The organism is Paraburkholderia nodosa DSM 21604, from assembly GCF_000519185.1.
In the GTDB taxonomy this organism is placed as follows: domain Bacteria; phylum Pseudomonadota; class Gammaproteobacteria; order Burkholderiales; family Burkholderiaceae; genus Paraburkholderia; species Paraburkholderia nodosa.
Genome location: NZ_JAFA01000025.1, coordinates 1 through 17,969, shown reverse-complemented (window position 1 = coordinate 17,969; position 17,969 = coordinate 1). Strand labels below are relative to the sequence as shown.

The window sequence follows — 17,969 nt, the reverse complement described above, 5'->3', positions numbered from 1 at the left end:
CGGTGCTTTGTCCTTTATTCACCCGCAAGTCACCGACGAAAGCAGATTCAGCTGCTGCGGCGGTAATCCCTGGTCCGGCGAGATCACCGTGCCGCTCGTGACGGTCATTGCGCAGTTATGCAGGCCGACCATTATGCCGGATTTCTCGGATTTCGCAGGATCGAAGGCGAACTTCCAACGCTGCATGGCCGGATCGCGGAATAGCGCGACGATGCCGAATGCCTGCGCCTCGCGTGAAACCTTTTCGGTGGCGTTATATCGCTGGCCGGGAATGAGCGTCACTTCGCGCACGCCGAGCAGGTCGGCGCCCAGCGCGCTCTTTTCTTTTGCCGGGTCGGTGAACGTATCGAACGATGCCTGCTGGAATGACGTAGGGTCCTTCAGCACATAGAGCCGCACGACGAGCGCAAGTGGCTTGCGGTCGGTCGCCGCGTTGAGGTTTTGCGCCGCCAATAGCGTGATACCGAGGTCGCGCGGGGGTTTCTGGCTGTCCGGCACGTCGGGCTTGCCGATGCCCGCGAGCTGCAAGGCCGCCGACGCCGCACTGCCGAGCGCCGGCACGGCCGCCGCGCAGCCGGCGAGTTGCGCCGTGACGACGAGGAGCGATGCGAAACGAATAACACGCGCATTCATTATTTGTTGGCCAGGCATGAATGCCCAGGGTCCGTTAAGTGGTGATATGCGATCCGGATAATGCTATCCGCATAAAAGCGCATTTACCCCGCGTGGCGCCGATAAGCGGTTGATTATGTGATGCGGCAAACTTTTCCGGCTCGCTCGTGTTTTCAATTGCACGAGTGAGAAATTCTTTCCTGTGTGAATTTCTTGTGGCAGTAAACCCCGCATCAAAGAAGCGATTTAGTGTCGGCGCATTACATTAAGAAGTTGAATTATCAAAATTTGGGCTGTACTATACCCGCGCGCTCGAGCTAAAGCAAAACTCTAGTTCCCTTCCATCGAATTAATAATTACACGTTGGTGAAAGAATGATAAACCGGGTCATTTCAAGGCTCTCCGGGGTGGTGCTGGCATGCGGGGTAATCGCGGGCTGCGCTACGCAGGACCATAATCTCGCGGCGTCGCCAGACGCATTCAACAAGGCGCTAGCCGACGCCGATACCGCTGCGAAGGGCGGCGATCAGGATCGCGCGATCGCGCTTTACCAGAAACTCGCTGCGGCGGATCCCACGCGCGAAGAGCCGTGGTCGCGCATCGCGCAGATCCAGTTCCAGCAGCAACACTATGGACAGGCCATCGTGGCGGCGCAGGAAGCGCTGCAGCGCGATCAGACCGACCGCGCCGCGAAGAGCGTGCTGGCCGTGGCCGGCCTGCGTGTCGCGACGCAGTCGCTCGGCGAACTGCGCCAGGATGCCTCGCTGCAGGGCGACGCGAAGTCCGATGCGCAGGCGCTCGCGAAGCAGTTGCGCGACACGCTCGGCGAGGATTCGCTGTTCCCGCCCGAGCAGGCGGAAAAGCCTGCGCCGAAGAAGCGTCGCATCGTTCGCCACGTGCAGAAGCCGGCGGCGAAGCCCGTTGAAACGGCCGAGGCCGCGCCGGCTGCACCGCCTGCGCCTGCTGCCCCCGCGGCTGCGGCTCCCGCGCCCGCCAAAGCGGCGCCGGCCAAAGCGGCTGCAAGCGGTGGTGCGTCCGATCCGTTCAGCGCACTGCGCTGAACCGCCCGGCGGTGAATTGCTGACAACAGGTCTTGAACGACTCGAACAGGGGAGCCCTCGATGGCCAAGAAAGAAAGTATTCAGAAGCGCTTGCAGAAAGTGCGGCCGCCGCGCGTCCAGTTGACGTACGAAGTCGAACTCGGCGACGCCATTGAGGTGAAGGAGCTGCCGTTCGTAGTCGGCGTGATGGGCGATCTCGCGGGGCAGTCGGAAGTCGAACAGCCGCGGCTGCGCGACCGCAAGTTCGTCAATATCGACCGTGACAATTTCGACGACGTCATGAAGGGCATCGAGCCGCGCGCGGCGTTCCAGGTCGAGAACCGCTTGAGCGAGGCGGGCGGCAAGTTCGCCGTGGACTTGCGCTTTCATTCGATGGCCGACTTCAATCCGGACGAAGTCGTCGCGCAGGTCGAGCCGCTGCGCCGTCTTCTCGAGGCGCGCTCGAAGCTCGCGGACCTGCGCAACAAGCTCGCCGGCAACGACAAGCTCGAAGACCTGCTGAGCGAGGTGCTGGCCAATACGCAACAGTTGCAGGCGCTCGCGGGCAAAACGGGTGGCACCGGCGAAGCGGATCGTGGCGAGCGCGACGAATCCAGCGACGGCAACGGTCAATAAGCGCCAGGGGAGATCGACATGAATCAGCAGACTGGCGCAGTTCGCGCACCGGCCCTGGAAGAAGCCCAGGCCGCGCCCTCGTTGCTCGACGAGATCGTCGAAAAGAGCAAGGTGGCCAAATCCGAATCCGAACACGCGCGCGCGAAAGACCTCATTGGCGAGCTCGTGCATCAGGTGCTGGAAGGCACCGTGATCGTCTCGAACAATCTTTCGGCGACGATCGATGCCCGCGTGGCCGAACTCGACCGCCTGATCTCTGCACAGCTGAGCGCCGTGATGCACGCTCCGGAATTCCAGGGGCTCGAAAGCACCTGGCGCGGCCTCGAGTATCTGTGCAAGGAAAGCAATACCGGCTCGACCATCAAGATCAAGGCGCTGCACGCGCCCAAGCGTGACGTCGTGCGCGACTTCAAGACCGCCGTCGAATTCGACCAGAGCGCGCTCTTCAAGAAGATCTACGAAGAAGAGTTCGGCACGTTCGGCGGCGCGCCGTTCGGTGCGCTGATTGGCGACTACGAAGTGACGCGCCAGCCGGAAGACATGTATTTCATCGAGCAGATGTCGCACGTTGCGGCGGCGGCGCATGCGCCGTTCGTCGCATCGGCGTCGCCGGAACTGCTCGGGCTCGAGTCGTTCGCCGACCTCGGCAAGCCGCGCGATCTCGGCAAGGTGTTCGACACCGTCGAATACACGAAGTGGAAGTCGTTCCGCGACGCGGAAGATTCGCGCTACGTGGGTCTCACGCTGCCGCGCTTTCTCGGGCGCCTGCCGTTCAATCCGAAGGACGGCGCGACGGCGGAAGGCTTCAATTTCGTCGAAGACGTGGACGGCACCGATCACGCGAAATACCTCTGGTGTAACGCGGCCTGGGCCTTTGCGGCGCGCCTGACCGCGGCGTTCGACGACTTCGGCTGGTGCGCGGCGATTCGCGGCGTGGAAGGCGGCGGACTCGTGGAGGACCTGCCCACGCACACGTTCAAGACCGACGACGGCGAAATCGCGCTGAAATGCCCGACCGAAATCGCCATCACCGACCGGCGCGAAAAGGAACTGAGCGACCTCGGCTTCATTCCGCTCGTCCATTGCAAGAACTCGGACTACGCTGCGTTCTTTGCCGCACAGTCAGTGCAGAAGCCCAAAAAATATAGTACCGACAACGCGAACGCGAACGCCGTGCTTTCGGCGCAGCTGCAATACATCTTCTCGGTGTCGCGCGTGGCGCACTATCTGAAGGCGATGATGCGCGACAAGATCGGCAGCTTCGCGTCCGCGCAGAACGTCGAGGTGTTCCTGAACCGCTGGATTTCGCAGTACGTGCTGCTCGACGACAACGCCTCGCAGGAGCAAAAGGCGCAGTTTCCGTTGCGCGAGGCGTCGATCCAGGTTAGCGAGATTCCGGGCAAGCCGGGTTCGTACCGGTCGGTCGCGTTCCTGCGGCCGCACTTCCAGCTCGACGAGCTGTCGATTTCGCTGCGGCTCGTGGCGGATCTGCCGAAGCCGGCTAATTCATAAAACCGCGCAGGCGCGCGAATGAGTTGAGCAGGAGCGGTCCGCCATCCAGCGGATCGCTCCGGGAAGCAACCCGGGGCATCGCCTTTGGGCTCGCGTTATCAAACTACCGTAAACCACCACTCTGGGGAGTCGAGGCGTTATGAAGGATATCTATCTAAAATTCGGAAATCCGGCCATCAAGGGCGAGTCGCAGGACAAGGACCATGCCGGCTGGATCGAAATCGATTCGTGGAATCACTCGATTCTGCAGCCGCGTTCGGCAACGGCCTCGACGGCCGGCGGTCACACGGTCGAGCGCTGCGAGCATGCCGACATGCGCTTCCTGAAGGACATCGACGTCGTGAGCCCGCTGCTCTATCAGCACGCTTCGGGTGGCACGACCTTCGACGAAGTCACGATCGACTTCATGCGCTCGGACGGCGAGGGTAACCGCATCAAGTACCTCGAAATCAAGCTCAAATACGTGATCATTTCCAGCATCACGCCGGAAGTTGTCGGCGAAGGGCTGCCCACGGAGCAGTTCTCGCTGAAGTATGCGGCCGTGCAGTGGAAGTATACGCAGCAGAAGATCGGCGGCAACCAGGGCGGCAATGCGCAAGGCGCATGGAGCCTCACGAAGAACGACAAGACCTACGCGGTCTGACGCGGCGCGCGCAGGCGGCACGCGATCGCGTGCACTGCCTGCGCGCTTGTTTCATCTGGCTGACCGACTCTATTTGAACCGATGAAGCGTTTCGAGCCAGGACTACTCGACAAACTCTTCGACGACGATCCGCATTCGCCGGCACCGGCGGCAGTGCGGCAGTTCTCGATCGAAGAGCTCAAGGGGAGCGTTGCGCGCGATCTGGAGTCGATCCTGAACTCGCGCATCGCGTTCACCGAGCACGAACTCGCGCTGTTGCCCGAGTGCCGCCGTTCGATCCTGACCTACGGGCTGAACGATTTCGCTGGCTTGAGCCTTGCGAGTCATTACGACCGCGCGTTCATCTGCAAGTCGATCCAGCAGGCGATCGAGCGGCACGAGCCGCGTTTGCAGCGCGTTTCAGTGACGCTCGAACTGAACGAGCGCTCGACCAACGCACTGTACTTCGCGATTCAGGCGTTGCTGGTGGTGCATCCGGCGCAGGAGCCGGTGAGTTTCGACGCGATGCTGCAGCCTTCGACGCTGCAGTATTCGGTCACGCGCGCACGCGCAAAAGCCTGACGCGGCCGCGACCGGCGGCGCGCGACATGGCATGACATAAAGGCAGTTTTGGGGGGCGGGAGCGTACCGATGGAAGAGCTGTTGCCGTACTACGAGCGCGAACTGTCGTTCCTGCGGCGTTATTCGCGCGAATTCGCGCAGCGCTACCCGAAGATCGCGGCCCGCCTCGCGATGACGGGGGAGCACTGCGAAGACCCGCACGTCGAGCGGATGATCGAGTCGTTCGCGTTGCTCGGCGCGCGCATCAACAAGCGCCTCGACGACGATTACCCGGAGTTCACCGAGGCGCTGCTGGAGGTGCTGTACCCGCACTATCTGCGTCCGTTCCCCTCGTGCTCGATCGCCCAGTTCGGCGCTGCGGGCGCGCTCGGCAATCTCACCGAGCCGGCCGTGATCGAGCGCGGCACGGAACTCAAGTCGCGGCCGATCCGCGGCGTGCAATGCCGCTTTCGCACCGCCTACGACGTGACGCTCGCGCCGATCCGCATTTCGGAGGCGCGCTACGTTCCGGCGGCGATCGCACCGAGCGCGACCGTGCTGCCGCCGAATGCAACCGGCGTCGTGTCGATCACGTTCGAATCGACCTCGCCGCAGTTCGACCTCTCCGCGTGGAGAAGCGGCGCGCTGCGCACTTACCTGCACGGTGAGCAGTCGTTCATCGCGGCGCTCGGCGACTGCCTGTTCGTGCACGCGATTGCCGCTTACGCCGAGCCCGAACGCAATGGCCGCTGGCGCGCGCTCTCCGCGCTGCCGTTCGCGCAGGCCGGCTTCGACGTGGCCGACGCGCTGATCGACTATCCCGCGAAGTCGCACCCCGCGTACCGCCTGCTCACGGAGTATTTCGCGTTTCCGGACAAGTTCGATTTCGTCGACTTCGACCTCGCGGCAATGACCGCCGCGGCGGGCCGCTGCCAGCGTCTCACGCTTCATATCGTGCTCAAGGACGTGCGCGGCGACTCGCACGTGGCGCGCTTGCTTGACGCGCTCGCGGCGCACCACATGCGGCTCTTCTGCACGCCCGTGGTGAACCTCTTCAGGCAGCACGGCGAGCCGATTCGCCTCGATCATCAGGCGGTCTCGTATCCCGTGGTGGCAGAGGGGCGGCGCGCATTCGCCTATGAGGTCTATTCGATCGACTCCGTGCAACTGGTACGGCAACGCGCGCACGAAGAAACGGTCGTCGAGTTCCGGCCTTTCTATTCGCTGCGGCATGGCGAATCGATGCGCGCCGGCCACTACTGGTTCGCCCGGCGCGACGAATCCGTTGCGCAAAAGAGCCCGGGCTACGAAACCGAGATCTCGATCGTCGATATCGACTTCGAAGTGGATACCGCGCAAAACGAAACATTGAGCCTCGAGCTGACCTGTACCAACCGCGACTTGCCCACGGCGCTCGCGACCGGACTCGAAGGCGGTGATCTGTTTCTCGAGGGCGGCGCGATTGCGAGCAGCATAGCGCTCCTGATGCGGCCAACGCCGTGCGTGCGCTTCGAGCGCCGCCAGGCCGCGCACTGGCGGCTCATCTCGCATCTCGCGCTCAACCACGTCTCGCTCGTGAACCACGGCGCAACGACGCTCAAGGAAATGCTCGCGCTCTATGACCTGCGGCGCACGGCGGTGTCGGCGCGGCACGTGGACGGTATCGTCGACGTCGAGCAGCGCGCCGCCGTGCAATGGCTGCCCGGCAAACCGTTCGCGACCTTCGTGCGCGGCATCGAGATCCGCCTGACCGTCGACGAAGATCACTTCGTCGGCACTAGCCTCGGAACGTTCGTGCGCGTCATCGACGTGTTTTTCGGGCTTTACGTGCACATCAACAGCTTCGTGCAACTGGTCGTCGTCTCGCGGCGCACCGGCGAGGAGATCATGCGATGCAGCCCGCGCAGCGGCGAATCGATTCTGGCGTAATCGAGCGGTTGCTCGAGGAACCGCACCGCTTTGGTTTTTTCCAGGCGGTGCGCCTGCTCGAACGCTGGTTCGTCGACAAGGCCGGCGCGCGTCAGCGCGACGTGCTTCCGCAGCGCATCGCCTTTCGCAATACGCTGTCGCTCGCGTTTCCGGCCAGCGAAATTGCGGGGGCGGTGTCTTATGATGCCGCTGGCGCGCCGCTGGCCGATGCCGGCCAACGCGCGGCCGCGCTCGATGCGGGCGAACTCGAACGCGTGGATCTCACACCCGCGTTCTTCGGGCTGCTGGGCGCGCAAGGCGCGCTGCCGCTGAACTATACCGAGCAGATCGTCGCGCGCGAGCAATTGCGGCGCGACCGCGCGGCGCGCGAGTTTTTCGACGTGTTCTCGAACCGCGCCACGGCGCTGTTCTATTCGGCGTGGAAAAAGTACCGGCTGCCGTTGCACTACGAGCTCGATCGCGACGAACGCTATCTGCCGCTGCTGCTCGCGCTAGCGGGCGTGGCCAACGACGCGTCGCGCGAGAGCCTGCAGGACGGCGGTGGTGCGCTTTACGACGAGGCGATTGCGGGTCATGCCGTGGCCGCGCGTCATCAGCCGGTTTCCGCCGCGTATCTGCGCCAGACGCTCTCCGACTATTTCGGCGTGCCCGTGCAAGTCGAGCAGTTCGTGGGCAAGTGGTACGTCGTGCCGCCCGACCAGCTTTCCATGCTCGGCCAGCGCAACGTGATGCTCGGTGCAACGGCGCTTGCGGGCGAACGCGTCTGGCAACGCGACATGCGTGCGCGCCTCGTGATCGGGCCGCTTTCGAAGGCCGACTATGAGGCCTTCCTGCCGGGTGCGGAACACGCGCTCGCGCTCGAACGCATGCTTACGCTGCTCGCGCGCGTAACGCTCGAATACGAGGTGCTGCTGGTGCTGCGTCGCGAGGAAGTGGGGCCAAGCCGCCTGGGCGCCGGCGCGCGCCTGGGCTGGGACGCTTTCCTATGCACGCACGAAGCCGAACGCGACCGCCGCGACGCACGCTACGAACTGCACGTCATTCATTGAACACACGAGACCCGAGGCTGGACAGCACGACATGAGCACGCCCCTGAAGACCCTGATCGCGAAGCTGAACACCACTTGCCGGCTGGCTACCGAGCGTGCGGCGAGTGCGTGCCTGTCGCGCGGGCACTACGAAGTGGACCTCGAGCATGTGCTGCTCGCGCTGCTCGAGGAACCGGCCAGCGATCTCGCCTGCGTGCTGCGTGCGTCGCGCGTCGATGCGCACGCGCTGCGAGCGGATCTGGAGCGCGAACTGCAACGCTTCAAGACGGGCAATACGCGCACTCCAGTGTTCTCTCCGCATTTGATCGCGCTGTTCGAGCAGGCCTGGCTGATCGCGTCGCTCGACTCGCAGATCGGGCGCATCCGTTCTGGTCATTTGCTGCTCGCGCTGTTGAGCGCGCCCGATCTCGCGCAGTTCGCGCAGCGCATGTCGGCGCGTTTCGCGGAGGTTCCCGTCGCTGAGCTTAAACATCGCTTCGATGAAGTGACGCAAGGTTCGGTCGAGGTCGAGCTGGGTGAAGGCACGGCAGAAGCTGGTAATGAAGTTGCAAGCGCAACGAGTGGAGTTGCGTCGAAAACGCCCGCACTCGACACCTATACGACCGACCTGACCCAGCGTGCACGCGAAGGGCACGTCGACCCGGTGATCGGGCGCGAAGCGGAGATCCGCCAGACTATCGACATCCTGATGCGCCGCCGCCAGAACAACCCGATCCTCACAGGCGAGCCGGGCGTGGGCAAGACGGCCGTGGTGGAAGGGCTCGCACTGCGTATCGCCGCGGGCGACGTGCCTGAGGCGCTGTGCGGCGTTGCATTGCGCGTGCTGGACATGGGACTGCTGCAGGCTGGCGCGAGTGTGAAGGGCGAGTTCGAGAACCGCCTGAAAAGCGTCATCGACGAAGTCAAGAAGAGTGCGCAGCCCATTGTGCTCTTCATCGACGAGGCGCATACCATCATCGGCGCAGGCGGTCAGGTGGGCCAGAACGATGCGGCGAACCTGCTCAAACCCGCGCTCGCGCGTGGCGAACTGCGCACGATCGCCGCGACGACGTGGAGCGAGTACAAGCGCTACTTCGAGAAAGATGCGGCGCTGGCGCGGCGCTTTCAGGTGGTCAAGATCGAGGAGCCCGACGAAACGCTTGCGGCGGCCATGCTGCGCGGCATGGTGGGGCTCATGGAGCGCCACTTCGACGTGCGTATTCTCGACGAGGCGATTACCGAGGCCGTGAGGCTTTCGCATCGCTATATCAGCGCGCGGCAACTGCCTGATAAGGCCGTGAGCGTGCTCGATACCGCGTGCGCCAGGGTGGCGCTCGCGCAGGGCGCGACGCCTGGTGCGATCGATGACGGCAAGAAGCGCATCGAACGTATCGAGGCGGAGATCGCTTCGCTCGAGCGGGAAACCGTGCATGGCGCCGAGCATGACGAGCGCCTTGCGGCGCTGCGCGAGGCGCGCGACGTTGCTGGGCGTGAACTGGCCGAAAGCGAGGCACGCCACGCCGAGGAGCGCGAACTCGTGGCGCAGATCACGAAACTGCGTGGCCAGATCGACGCAGCGCGCGAAGACAGTACGTCATCCGAACGAATGCGCGACGCCGATACGGCGCGCGAATCGTTGCCGCCGCTCATCGCGCGCCTGCACGCGCTGCAGCAGAACGCGCCGATGGTGCCGCTGCAGGTCGACGCGCAGGTGGTGGCCGAAATCGTTGCGTCATGGACCGGGATTCCGCTTGGCCGCATGGTGAAGGACGAGATCCAGACCATGCTGAATCTTCAACCGCTGCTGGCCGAGCGCGTGATCGGCCAGGATCACGCGCTAGAAGCCATCGCGCAGCGCGTGCGCACGGCGGGCGCGAATCTGGAGGACCCGAACAAGCCGCGTGGCGTCTTCATGTTCGTGGGGCCGTCCGGCGTGGGCAAGACCGAGACGGCGCTCGCATTGGCCGACATTCTCTACGGTGGCGAACGCAAGCTCATTACCATCAACATGAGCGAGTATCAGGAGGCGCACAGCGTATCGGGCCTGAAGGGCTCGCCGCCCGGCTATGTAGGCTATGGCGAGGGCGGGGTGTTGACCGAGGCCGTGCGCCGCAACCCGTATTCGGTCGTGCTGCTCGACGAAGTGGAAAAGGCCCATCCCGACGTGCTGGAAATGTTCTTCCAGGTTTTCGACAAAGGCACGATGGACGACGCCGAGGGCCGGGCGATCGACTTTCGCAACACGCTCATCATCCTCACGTCGAATGTGGGCTCGGCTGCGGTCATGCAGGCCTGCCTGAACAAGTCCGAGGAAGATCTGCCTGACGCTGACGCACTGGCCGAGTTGCTGCGCCAGCAACTGTACAAGTCGTTCAAGCCCGCTTTCCTCGGCCGCATGAAAGTCGTGCCGTATTACCCGATTTCCGACGACGTGCTCGCGGAGATCATCGAGCTGAAGCTGGAACGCATTCGCCGCCGCGTCGAGGCGAACCACGGCGCCACGTTCGAATGGGACGAGTCACTCGTCGATGCGGTGCTCGCGCGATGCACCGAAGTCGATTCGGGCGCGCGCAACGTCGATCACATTCTCAACGGCACGCTCTTGCCGGAACTCGCACAGCAGATTCTGGAGCGTATCGCGCAGGGCACGTCGCTCGCGCGCGTGAGCGTGCGCGCCGACGAGTCAGGCGAGTTCGAGTACGCGGTGCAATGACCCTGACCATGAAATGCGGCCGCCAAGCTTCACGCGAAGCCCGCCGCCTTAGCCTTTATGTAGAACGCCATGTCGACTGACACGACCGCGCTGCTAGCGCCCATTGATGAAGCGTCGCCGTGCGGCGCCGACCTGCTGTTTTCGGCAGACTTCGACGCGATCCAGCATGCACGCCGCTTCGACGACCCGTCGCTCGACCAGGGCGAGTGGATCACCGAGATCAAGGAAGCCGACTGGCCTTTTGTCGTCGAACGCTGCACGGCGTTGCTGCGCACGCAGACGAAGGACTTGCGGCTGGCCGTGTGGCTCACCGAGGCGCTCGCCATTCAGGAGGGCGTGCCGGGGCTCACGCAGGGCTATGCGCTCCTGACTGGACTTGTCGAGCAGTATTGGGAGCAGGTGCATCCATTGCCCGACGGGGACGACACGGAGTATCGGCTCGGCAATGTCGCGTGGCTCGCGGGCCGCACGGCGGAATTGTTGCGCTCGGTGCCGCTCACGCAGTCGGGTGTGGCTTTCAGCGCGATTGACTGGGATGTCGCGATGCATGTCGCGCAGGCTGTCAAACGCGATCCGGATCACGCGGACGATATCGCGCGCGGCAAGCCTTCGGTCGAGCAGATCGACGCCTCGAAACGGGCCACGCCGGCAGTTTTCTATAGAACGTTGCTCGCGCAACTGAAAGCCTTCGAAGCTGCGCTCGCTGCGCTCGATACGGTGCTCGAGGCGCGCGCCGGGGATGCGGCGCCGAGCTTCAGACAAGCGCGCGAGGCCTGCGAGAGCGTATATGGACTCGCGGAGCGGTTCGCGCGTGATGTGGGCGTGAACCTGAATGCGGAGGCTTTGGAGCCTGCCGTGCAGCCTGCCGCTTCGCCCGTGACGGTCGAGCGCGCGGAACCGAGCTTCAAGACACCTTTGGCGGTTGAGGACACCATGGCGAATCCGATTCGAATGCCGGTCCGCGCGTACGCGGGCATACAGAGCCGTGCCGAAGCCGTTGCGCAACTGCGTGCGGTCGCGGTCTTCTTTCGCGAGACCGAACCACATAGCCCGGCCGCCTATCTCGCGGACAAGGCGGCGGAGTGGGCGGAAATGCCGCTGCACAAGTGGCTTTCGACCGTGGTGAAAGACGATGGCACGCTCGCGCAGATTCGCGAGATGCTTGGTGTGAAGACGGATGATGCGGGTTGAGGGTGTTGATTCATTCGCTGCGAGGTTTGGGAAATCGGCAGCGCCGCTTGCATCGCCCGGAAAGTACAACAATATGGAATTGGCATGAACCTGACTGAATTGGTCCAGATAATTCAGGGCGGTCTGATCCAGCAGGACCGCCTGATCAAAACAGATATTCCAGCATTGCCGGATAGTGCGCTCGTGCCGCGCAGGTCTGTTCTTTGTTCGGAGTTGGGGCGCGATTTCAGTGGTACGCTCGATCTGGTGTCCACGGCGGGCGACATCGAGCTCAAGAAGCTCATTGCGCAGCCAATGACGCTGTGGATTCAGCAAGCGGACAAGTCCTATCTCCCGGTCAACGGCTATATTCATACGGCCCGAAGGCTCGGCGCGGACGGCAGCCTCACCAGTTACCAGTTGACTTACGCCTCATGGATGCACTTTCTCCAGTTCCGCAGCGACATGCGGTACTGGCAGGACAAGAGCGCCGACGCCATCATCACGGACGTATTCAACGAGCATCCGCAGGCGCGCGGCCAGTTCCAGTTCGCCTTGAGCAAGCCGCTGCCGCAACGCTCGTATTGTCGCCAAAGCGAAACCGACTGGAACTTTGTCCACCGGCTGATGGAAGAAGAAGGTCTGTTCGGCTTCTGGCGGCAGGCCAAGGACGGCAAGTCACATACCTTGGTCGTGACCGACGACATCCACTCACTCGATGAGGTGTCGCCGAATCCGGTTACGTTCTACCGGTCGGGCACTGGCAGCGAACCGGACGCCTTCACGCAATGGTCGGGTTCGCGGACGTTGCAGAGCACGGTGCATACGACGCGCACGTTCGACTACAAGGCACCGTCGTCGGCGGTCAATCCCAAAGGGACAACGCTGCCGTCGATGGCGAACCAGGGGGATTTGCCGGAGCAGGCCGAGGTTTATGAATATACCGGTGCCTATACGTACTCGGACCAGACTCGCGGCGAGCAGCTTTCAAGAGTTCATCTGGAAGAGTGGGAATCGCGGGCCAAGCGTTTCTACGCTGCGGGTGGCGTTCGCGGTATCGATGCGGGACTGCGCTTCGAATTGACCGGTCACCCGGAGCACGATCACGATTCGGCGAGCCAGCGAGAATTCGCCGTGATCAAGGTGCGCCGGTACATCGAAAACAACTTGCCGCTCTCGGACCACGCAACGAGTTTTCCGCACAGCCTGCAGAACGAACTGGCGCGGGCCAAATCCGGGCACACCGGAGAAACGGTTACCCAGGAAGACGGTTCCGCAGGTTTTTATCTGGTCGAAGTTGAGGCGCAGCGTGTGACGGTTCCGTACCGCAGCCCGTTCGAGCACAAGAAGCCGGAGATGCACCTGGAGACGGCTATCGTCGTTGGACCACAGGGTGAAGAGGTCTACACGGACGAGCTGAACCGGGTGAAGGTGATGTTCATCTGGGACCGGCAGAATTCTGGAGATGCGGGCGCTTCGTGCTGGGTGCGGGTCGCGCAGTCGGATACGGGGGGCGGTTACGGGAGCGTTCACGTTCCTCGGGTCGGCGAAGAAGTGCTGATCGGGTATGTGGGCGGAGATTGCGACCGACCCATCGTCCTGCATCGCGTCTACAACGGAAGCGTCCAGCCGCAGTGGCACAGCAACGGTATTCTCTCGGGCTACCGGTCGAAAGAGTATTCGGGTTCCGGCTTTAACGAAATGGTTCTCGATGATGCGACGGGGCAGAATCGGGCGAGGTTGTTCAGCAGTACGGGAAATAGCGTGCTTCACCTGGGGTATCTGATCGACCAGAGCGGGAATACGCGCGGTTCCTATCTCGGCTCGGGGTTCGACCTGAAGACGGATTCGTATGGTGCGGTGAGAGCGAACAAAGGGCTGTATGTGACGACGCACACCACCTCGTCAGGAAGCCAACCGTTTGATACTGCCAGTGCGCAGCAACAGCTTTCGCGCGCCGAGAACGTGACCAAGGGTCTCTCCGATGCAGCCAGACAGCGCAACGCCGAAGATCTGCAGGCCGAATTCGACTCGCTCAAACAATATTCGTCGGCGGCACAACATGCCGTGTCAGGGTCGTCGAGCGGCGGCCGAACGGCAGGAGGCGGGACCGGAAGCGCAAATGCGTTCCAGGAGCCGCTCATATTGTTGGCCAGCCCGTCCGGCATAGGCATTTCCTCCGAGAAGTCGACGCGTGTCACGGCCGACCAGCACCTGAATCTTGTCAGCGGAGAAAGCACGCATGTTGCATCCGGAAAGTCGCTGATTGTCAGCGTGGCCGAGAAAATTAGCCTGTTCGTTCAGAACGCCGGGATGAAGCTCTTTGCGGCGAAGGGAAAGGTCGAGATTCAGGCGCAGAGCGATGGCATGGATCTCATTTCCGAGAAACAGCTTCGTGTAATGAGCGCGGGTGAAGACGTCCTGATTGCCGCCAAGCAAAAAGTCGTCGTGACGAGCGGCGGCGCAAGCATCACGCTCGAGAGCGGCAACGTCGAAATCCGTTGCCCGGGTAAATTCACCGTTAAGGCAGCATCGCATACGTTCGAAGGCCCAGCGAATCTCGAAGCGCCGTTGCCTGCGCTTCCGCAAGGCGATCTGAAGATCAGCAACGTCTATAACCTGTCGCGCTAGAACCGATGATTATCAGCCCTCCTTTCCTGCCTGACGCGGGACTGACGTCCAGCAACGGTGAGCAGATCGATCCCATGATGGATGCGGTCGATCAGTTCGAACTGGCTCATGGCATCTATCCGATCGCATTTGACCGACGCTGGCATACAGGTGTTCACCTGATGCCTGCCACGCAGAACGAACGGGTTCGTGCGATTGCAGACGGAGAGGTCGTCGCCTACCGGGTGTGCCAGAAGGCGATCGACGGCGGCAGCGGCAAGCTGGACAGCAACGCCGGCTTCGTGTTGCTCAAGCATCAGACTGAAACCGGCGAAGGCCGGTCCATCACGTTCTATTCGTTGTACATGCATCTGCTTGAACTGGACGGCTATACAAGCTTGGGCGTAAGCCTGGACAGTTTGGCGGAATTTCTACGAACACCTTCGCCCGGCGAAGCGGTCATGGTTCCGACTGCGCCACCGCCTGCGCAATCGGGCGCAGGAGCGAAGGTATACAGGAAAGATGTGCTTGGGCTGGCCGGACGTTGTCATGGCCAAAACCAGATCCACTTTGAAATTTTCATGTTGCCGGGCGACTTCGACGCCTACTTCGGCAGTACGCAACTAGACAATAGACAACCGACGACGCCGGCCGGTACCGACTACTGGGGGCACAGCTACTTTGTCATTCCTGCTGATCAGACGTTCAAGAAGCTGCCTGATGGTATGGTTACTCACAACAAACCTCAAGGCGGAGTTGAATACCTTCTGAACGGGGTGGAATTTGTCCCGCTACAGGATGGAACGAACACAGGGTGCCCTTTGCACGTAGAATCCTGGTTTCACAAGGGCGACAAATTCACGAGCGTGTGGAGCGTGGCGCAGGACGGTACGCGGACTCCGCTGACATCGCAGCCAGTACGGGAGCCGGGATATGAATACAACCTTTACAACCGGGCGAAAAGCTTGTACCCGGGTTGCCCGAGCGACGGGTATGAACTCCTTCGCTTCGGACGGATCCTGTCGACTCAACCGGTATTGGCGACCGGAGCAGCGCGCACAACCTGGATGCGGATAACGTTCGACTCGGGAAATGAAGGATATGTCGACGTCAATTCCGATTCGATCATCAAGCTTTCGGATGCCGACTTCCCGTTCTTCGCGGGGTGGGAGAAGCTCAGCCAGAGCAATGGCAATACGCCGTTCAAGAATGATGGAATGTGCGACGTTGATCAGTTAAAAAAGATCGTGCGAGACGTCGCGGCATCCGTCTGGTTGCCAGAGGAACCCGAGGACGAGGACGCACTGTGCGACTATGTGCGAAGCAACGATGCAATCCGTACCGTCCTCAAAGGTTTTGTCTGCCACGCACCGACTGAGTGGGATGGCAGTCAGAACGAAAGCCGGTACGCGGCCCTGAATGATCCGGATGGCTTCTATGGCAAGCAGAAAATACTCGATCCGACCGGGACTGGGTACAGCGACTTTCTGGCGTTGCTCAAGAAGTTCCAATTCTGGGACAAAACCGGATTAACGTCCGAGGAATTGTGGTTTTTTCATCCATTGAAATTCATCCGGCATTTCAGGAAGTGCGGGTGGCTGAGCGTTGATGAATTATCGTTGACGTTCCCGCGCTATCTTTTCTACAGCGAGAGCGGGAATCCGCGCACCGCGATCACGACCAGTAACCATATCTACACGCTTACCAGGGCTGAAGCGCACGCTCGGATCACTTCCCACGTCGTAGCACTCAATAACTGCATCCGGAAATATCTCGGCCCAGACAAACAGAGAATCTCCATCTTCCTGGCTCAGGTCCTGTTGGAGACGGCGCAGTGGCGAAATCTCGGTGGAACAAGGAGATTGCTCCACGAATGGGGTTTTGGCCAATATTCGAGTGCGAACCCTGCAACGCAATACTATACTGCCTTCTATGGGCGCGGGATTATGCAACTAACGTGGGCTGGGAATTATCGCGAATACGGAGACTACAGGAAACTGCCCGATCACTCAGGTGCCTATGTTGAGCGGCTCCCGTCCGCCGCTGCGCAACCACGCATAACGTCGACCTCCCAGCACTATACGGCGAACCCGGCTGATGGCGGCCAGTTGATACATTGGGCTCCGCGGTTTGACCCAGACGCGGTCGCCGAGGATTATGACCTGGCATGTGATTCCGGTGGATTTTACTGGGTTTCGAAGTCATTTTCAGAGGGAATCAACATAAACCGCGTGGCCGATCGAATTTTTTCGGCGACGAATGTTGGCTTTGTGAGCCGATTAGTCAATGGCGGATTTAACGGATACTATGAGCGTCATGCCTATTCTTTGTACATTGCTGGAATGTTGATGGATTCAATTGTGACGGATATGGTGCGGATGATCACGCCGCCACACCCGAAAAGTCAAGTGCAAGCCGATCTGCATAAGCCGGAGTGAGTTAAATGTTGATTCGAAAGATTCTATCTAACCTGATTTTTTGCTTTGCTTGTGCATGCTCGTCAGTGCAGGCCGAGGGGATTCATTTTCGGCCAGTCGACGGAATTGACGCTGTAGTTTCAGAGGGTCATGGAAAGGTCACGTATAAAATAACCGATAGAGAAGGAGTGGTCGAGAAGAGTATTGATGTCGATACCGAATCGAAACTGCATTTGAGCATAGGGGACTATCGATTCGATGGGAAGAAGGGCTTTGCGATATCGTATCTGGATGAGGGAATGGGGGTTTACGAAGTTTACCGGATCTTCACTTACTCAAGGAAGCTAAGAGATTTTGAAGAGCAGTCACCCGCCTGCGGAGATGAGTTTTTGAATCTAAAGCTTGACAGCAAAAAGAGAGTTATTCAGAGTACATATTTCTCAGGGAATGAGCCGAGAATTTGCGTCACAAAACTAAAGAGGAATTGATTGTTTTTATATGCAAATTCATACGACACAGGCATGACTCCGTGTAAGTCATGAAAAAATTACTCGGTTTTCTTGTATTGATAATCTCCGCCCCAGCTTATTGCGAGATGAGTATGGAAGACTACTGCTTCAGTTCGAGCGGCGACAAACCCGTGCGTTTCGAGTTGCGGACATATTTCGATGACTCTGTCAAATGGTCGGGTGCTTTTGTCAAGTACGAGAAATCGAAGGAACTGATTTCACTAGTTTTGACAAGCGTCGAGACAGACGAGACTGAGAAAGGTCGTCCAAGTGAGTTAAACAGGAGGTGGCTTGAGATTTCGAAGGGCACTATAACCCACCGCGTTATACACATCTCGGACTACGCGAGTTCATGGCGCAGTCCGCGTAGAGTTTCCGCTGCCGTCATGACGCGCTCCAGACCTTGCCATATCGTCTTTGCGCCCGGTTCGCCGTCGCCTTTGCGAGCGAGGAAGCCACCGCACCGCGCCACCAGTCGGATCATTTCGTTGAGTCCGAGCGGTTTCGACGGTCGTCGTATTTTCAGCAGCAGGTGGGCACCGTGAATCTCGTCAGGATCGAAGAACAGCGTCGCATCAAGGTCGGGACATGTCCGGCCCATACGCATCAG

General features: G+C 60.9%; 14 protein-coding genes. 12 read left to right on the top strand and 2 right to left on the bottom strand.

Annotation, left to right across the window (positions count from 1 at the left end; translation table 11 throughout):
• Window positions 1-18 precede the first annotated feature (18 nt).
• A complete protein-coding gene (gene tssJ, locus A3CW_RS0129460) occupies window positions 19-633 on the bottom strand; it encodes a type VI secretion system lipoprotein TssJ (protein ID WP_028206764.1) in 615 nt (204 codons plus the stop codon).
• 353 nt (window positions 634-986) lie between these two features.
• Here tssJ and A3CW_RS0129455 point away from each other — a divergent pair, with 353 nt between their 5' ends.
• The 12 genes from A3CW_RS0129455 (at window position 987) to A3CW_RS0129400 (ending at window position 17,338) form a co-directional block, all read left to right on the top strand.
• Complete coding sequence (locus A3CW_RS0129455; protein WP_028206763.1) at window positions 987-1,673, top strand: tetratricopeptide repeat protein; 687 nt, start codon at window positions 987-989, stop codon at window positions 1,671-1,673.
• A gap of 60 nt (window positions 1,674-1,733) precedes the next feature.
• On the top strand, window positions 1,734-2,288 hold the full coding sequence (tssB, locus tag A3CW_RS0129450; protein ID WP_028206762.1) for a type VI secretion system contractile sheath small subunit: 555 nt from the start codon (window positions 1,734-1,736) through the stop codon (window positions 2,286-2,288).
• Window positions 2,289-2,306: 18 nt separating this feature from the next.
• On the top strand, window positions 2,307-3,800 hold the full coding sequence (gene tssC, locus A3CW_RS0129445; protein WP_028206761.1) for a type VI secretion system contractile sheath large subunit: 1,494 nt from the start codon (window positions 2,307-2,309) through the stop codon (window positions 3,798-3,800).
• Window positions 3,801-3,939: 139 nt separating this feature from the next.
• Window positions 3,940-4,443 carry an Hcp family type VI secretion system effector gene (locus A3CW_RS0129440; protein WP_028206760.1) on the top strand — a complete coding sequence of 168 codons (504 nt, stop codon included), beginning with the start codon at window positions 3,940-3,942 and terminating at the stop codon, window positions 4,441-4,443.
• Between the two features lie 81 nt (window positions 4,444-4,524).
• A complete protein-coding gene (gene tssE, locus A3CW_RS0129435; RefSeq protein WP_028206759.1) occupies window positions 4,525-5,004 on the top strand; it encodes a type VI secretion system baseplate subunit TssE in 480 nt (159 codons plus the stop codon).
• A 69-nt stretch (window positions 5,005-5,073) separates the two neighbouring features.
• A complete protein-coding gene (gene tssF / locus A3CW_RS0129430; protein ID WP_028206758.1) occupies window positions 5,074-6,912 on the top strand; it encodes a type VI secretion system baseplate subunit TssF in 1,839 nt (612 codons plus the stop codon).
• Complete coding sequence (gene tssG, locus A3CW_RS0129425) at window positions 6,876-7,961, top strand: type VI secretion system baseplate subunit TssG (protein ID WP_028206757.1); 1,086 nt, start codon at window positions 6,876-6,878, stop codon at window positions 7,959-7,961. The genes tssF and tssG overlap by 37 nt, the downstream gene beginning before the upstream one ends.
• A gap of 31 nt (window positions 7,962-7,992) precedes the next feature.
• Entirely contained in the window at window positions 7,993-10,653 is a 2,661-nt protein-coding gene (gene tssH, locus A3CW_RS0129420; RefSeq protein WP_028206756.1) for a type VI secretion system ATPase TssH, read from the top strand.
• A 69-nt stretch (window positions 10,654-10,722) separates the two neighbouring features.
• Window positions 10,723-11,844, top strand: coding sequence for a type VI secretion system protein TssA (gene tssA, locus A3CW_RS0129415; protein ID WP_028206755.1), 1,122 nt, complete (start codon window positions 10,723-10,725; stop codon window positions 11,842-11,844).
• A gap of 84 nt (window positions 11,845-11,928) precedes the next feature.
• Complete coding sequence (locus A3CW_RS0129410) at window positions 11,929-14,454, top strand: type VI secretion system Vgr family protein (RefSeq protein WP_028206754.1); 2,526 nt, start codon at window positions 11,929-11,931, stop codon at window positions 14,452-14,454.
• A 5-nt stretch (window positions 14,455-14,459) separates the two neighbouring features.
• On the top strand, window positions 14,460-16,871 hold the full coding sequence (locus tag A3CW_RS47940; RefSeq protein WP_051481784.1) for a hypothetical protein: 2,412 nt from the start codon (window positions 14,460-14,462) through the stop codon (window positions 16,869-16,871).
• Between the two features lie 5 nt (window positions 16,872-16,876).
• Complete coding sequence (locus A3CW_RS0129400) at window positions 16,877-17,338, top strand: hypothetical protein (RefSeq protein WP_211254095.1); 462 nt, start codon at window positions 16,877-16,879, stop codon at window positions 17,336-17,338.
• Between the two features lie 361 nt (window positions 17,339-17,699).
• Here the strand turns inward: A3CW_RS0129400 and A3CW_RS0129395 are convergent.
• Window positions 17,700-17,969 (bottom strand): IS4 family transposase (locus tag A3CW_RS0129395; protein ID WP_028206752.1); only part of this gene is annotated, 270 nt, incomplete at its 5' end.

Coding starts and splice junctions, on each gene's coding strand:
- tssJ (WP_028206764.1), bottom strand. CDS start 633: ATGAATGCGCGTGTTATTCGTTTCGCATCGCTCCTCGTCGTCACGGCG.
- A3CW_RS0129455 (WP_028206763.1), top strand. CDS start 987: ATGATAAACCGGGTCATTTCAAGGCTCTCCGGGGTGGTGCTGGCATGC.
- tssB (WP_028206762.1), top strand. CDS start 1,734: ATGGCCAAGAAAGAAAGTATTCAGAAGCGCTTGCAGAAAGTGCGGCCG.
- tssC (WP_028206761.1), top strand. CDS start 2,307: ATGAATCAGCAGACTGGCGCAGTTCGCGCACCGGCCCTGGAAGAAGCC.
- A3CW_RS0129440 (WP_028206760.1), top strand. CDS start 3,940: ATGAAGGATATCTATCTAAAATTCGGAAATCCGGCCATCAAGGGCGAG.
- tssE (WP_028206759.1), top strand. CDS start 4,525: ATGAAGCGTTTCGAGCCAGGACTACTCGACAAACTCTTCGACGACGAT.
- tssF (WP_028206758.1), top strand. CDS start 5,074: ATGGAAGAGCTGTTGCCGTACTACGAGCGCGAACTGTCGTTCCTGCGG.
- tssG (WP_028206757.1), top strand. CDS start 6,876: ATGCAGCCCGCGCAGCGGCGAATCGATTCTGGCGTAATCGAGCGGTTG.
- tssH (WP_028206756.1), top strand. CDS start 7,993: ATGAGCACGCCCCTGAAGACCCTGATCGCGAAGCTGAACACCACTTGC.
- tssA (WP_028206755.1), top strand. CDS start 10,723: ATGTCGACTGACACGACCGCGCTGCTAGCGCCCATTGATGAAGCGTCG.
- A3CW_RS0129410 (WP_028206754.1), top strand. CDS start 11,929: ATGAACCTGACTGAATTGGTCCAGATAATTCAGGGCGGTCTGATCCAG.
- A3CW_RS47940 (WP_051481784.1), top strand. CDS start 14,460: ATGATTATCAGCCCTCCTTTCCTGCCTGACGCGGGACTGACGTCCAGC.
- A3CW_RS0129400 (WP_211254095.1), top strand. CDS start 16,877: ATGTTGATTCGAAAGATTCTATCTAACCTGATTTTTTGCTTTGCTTGT.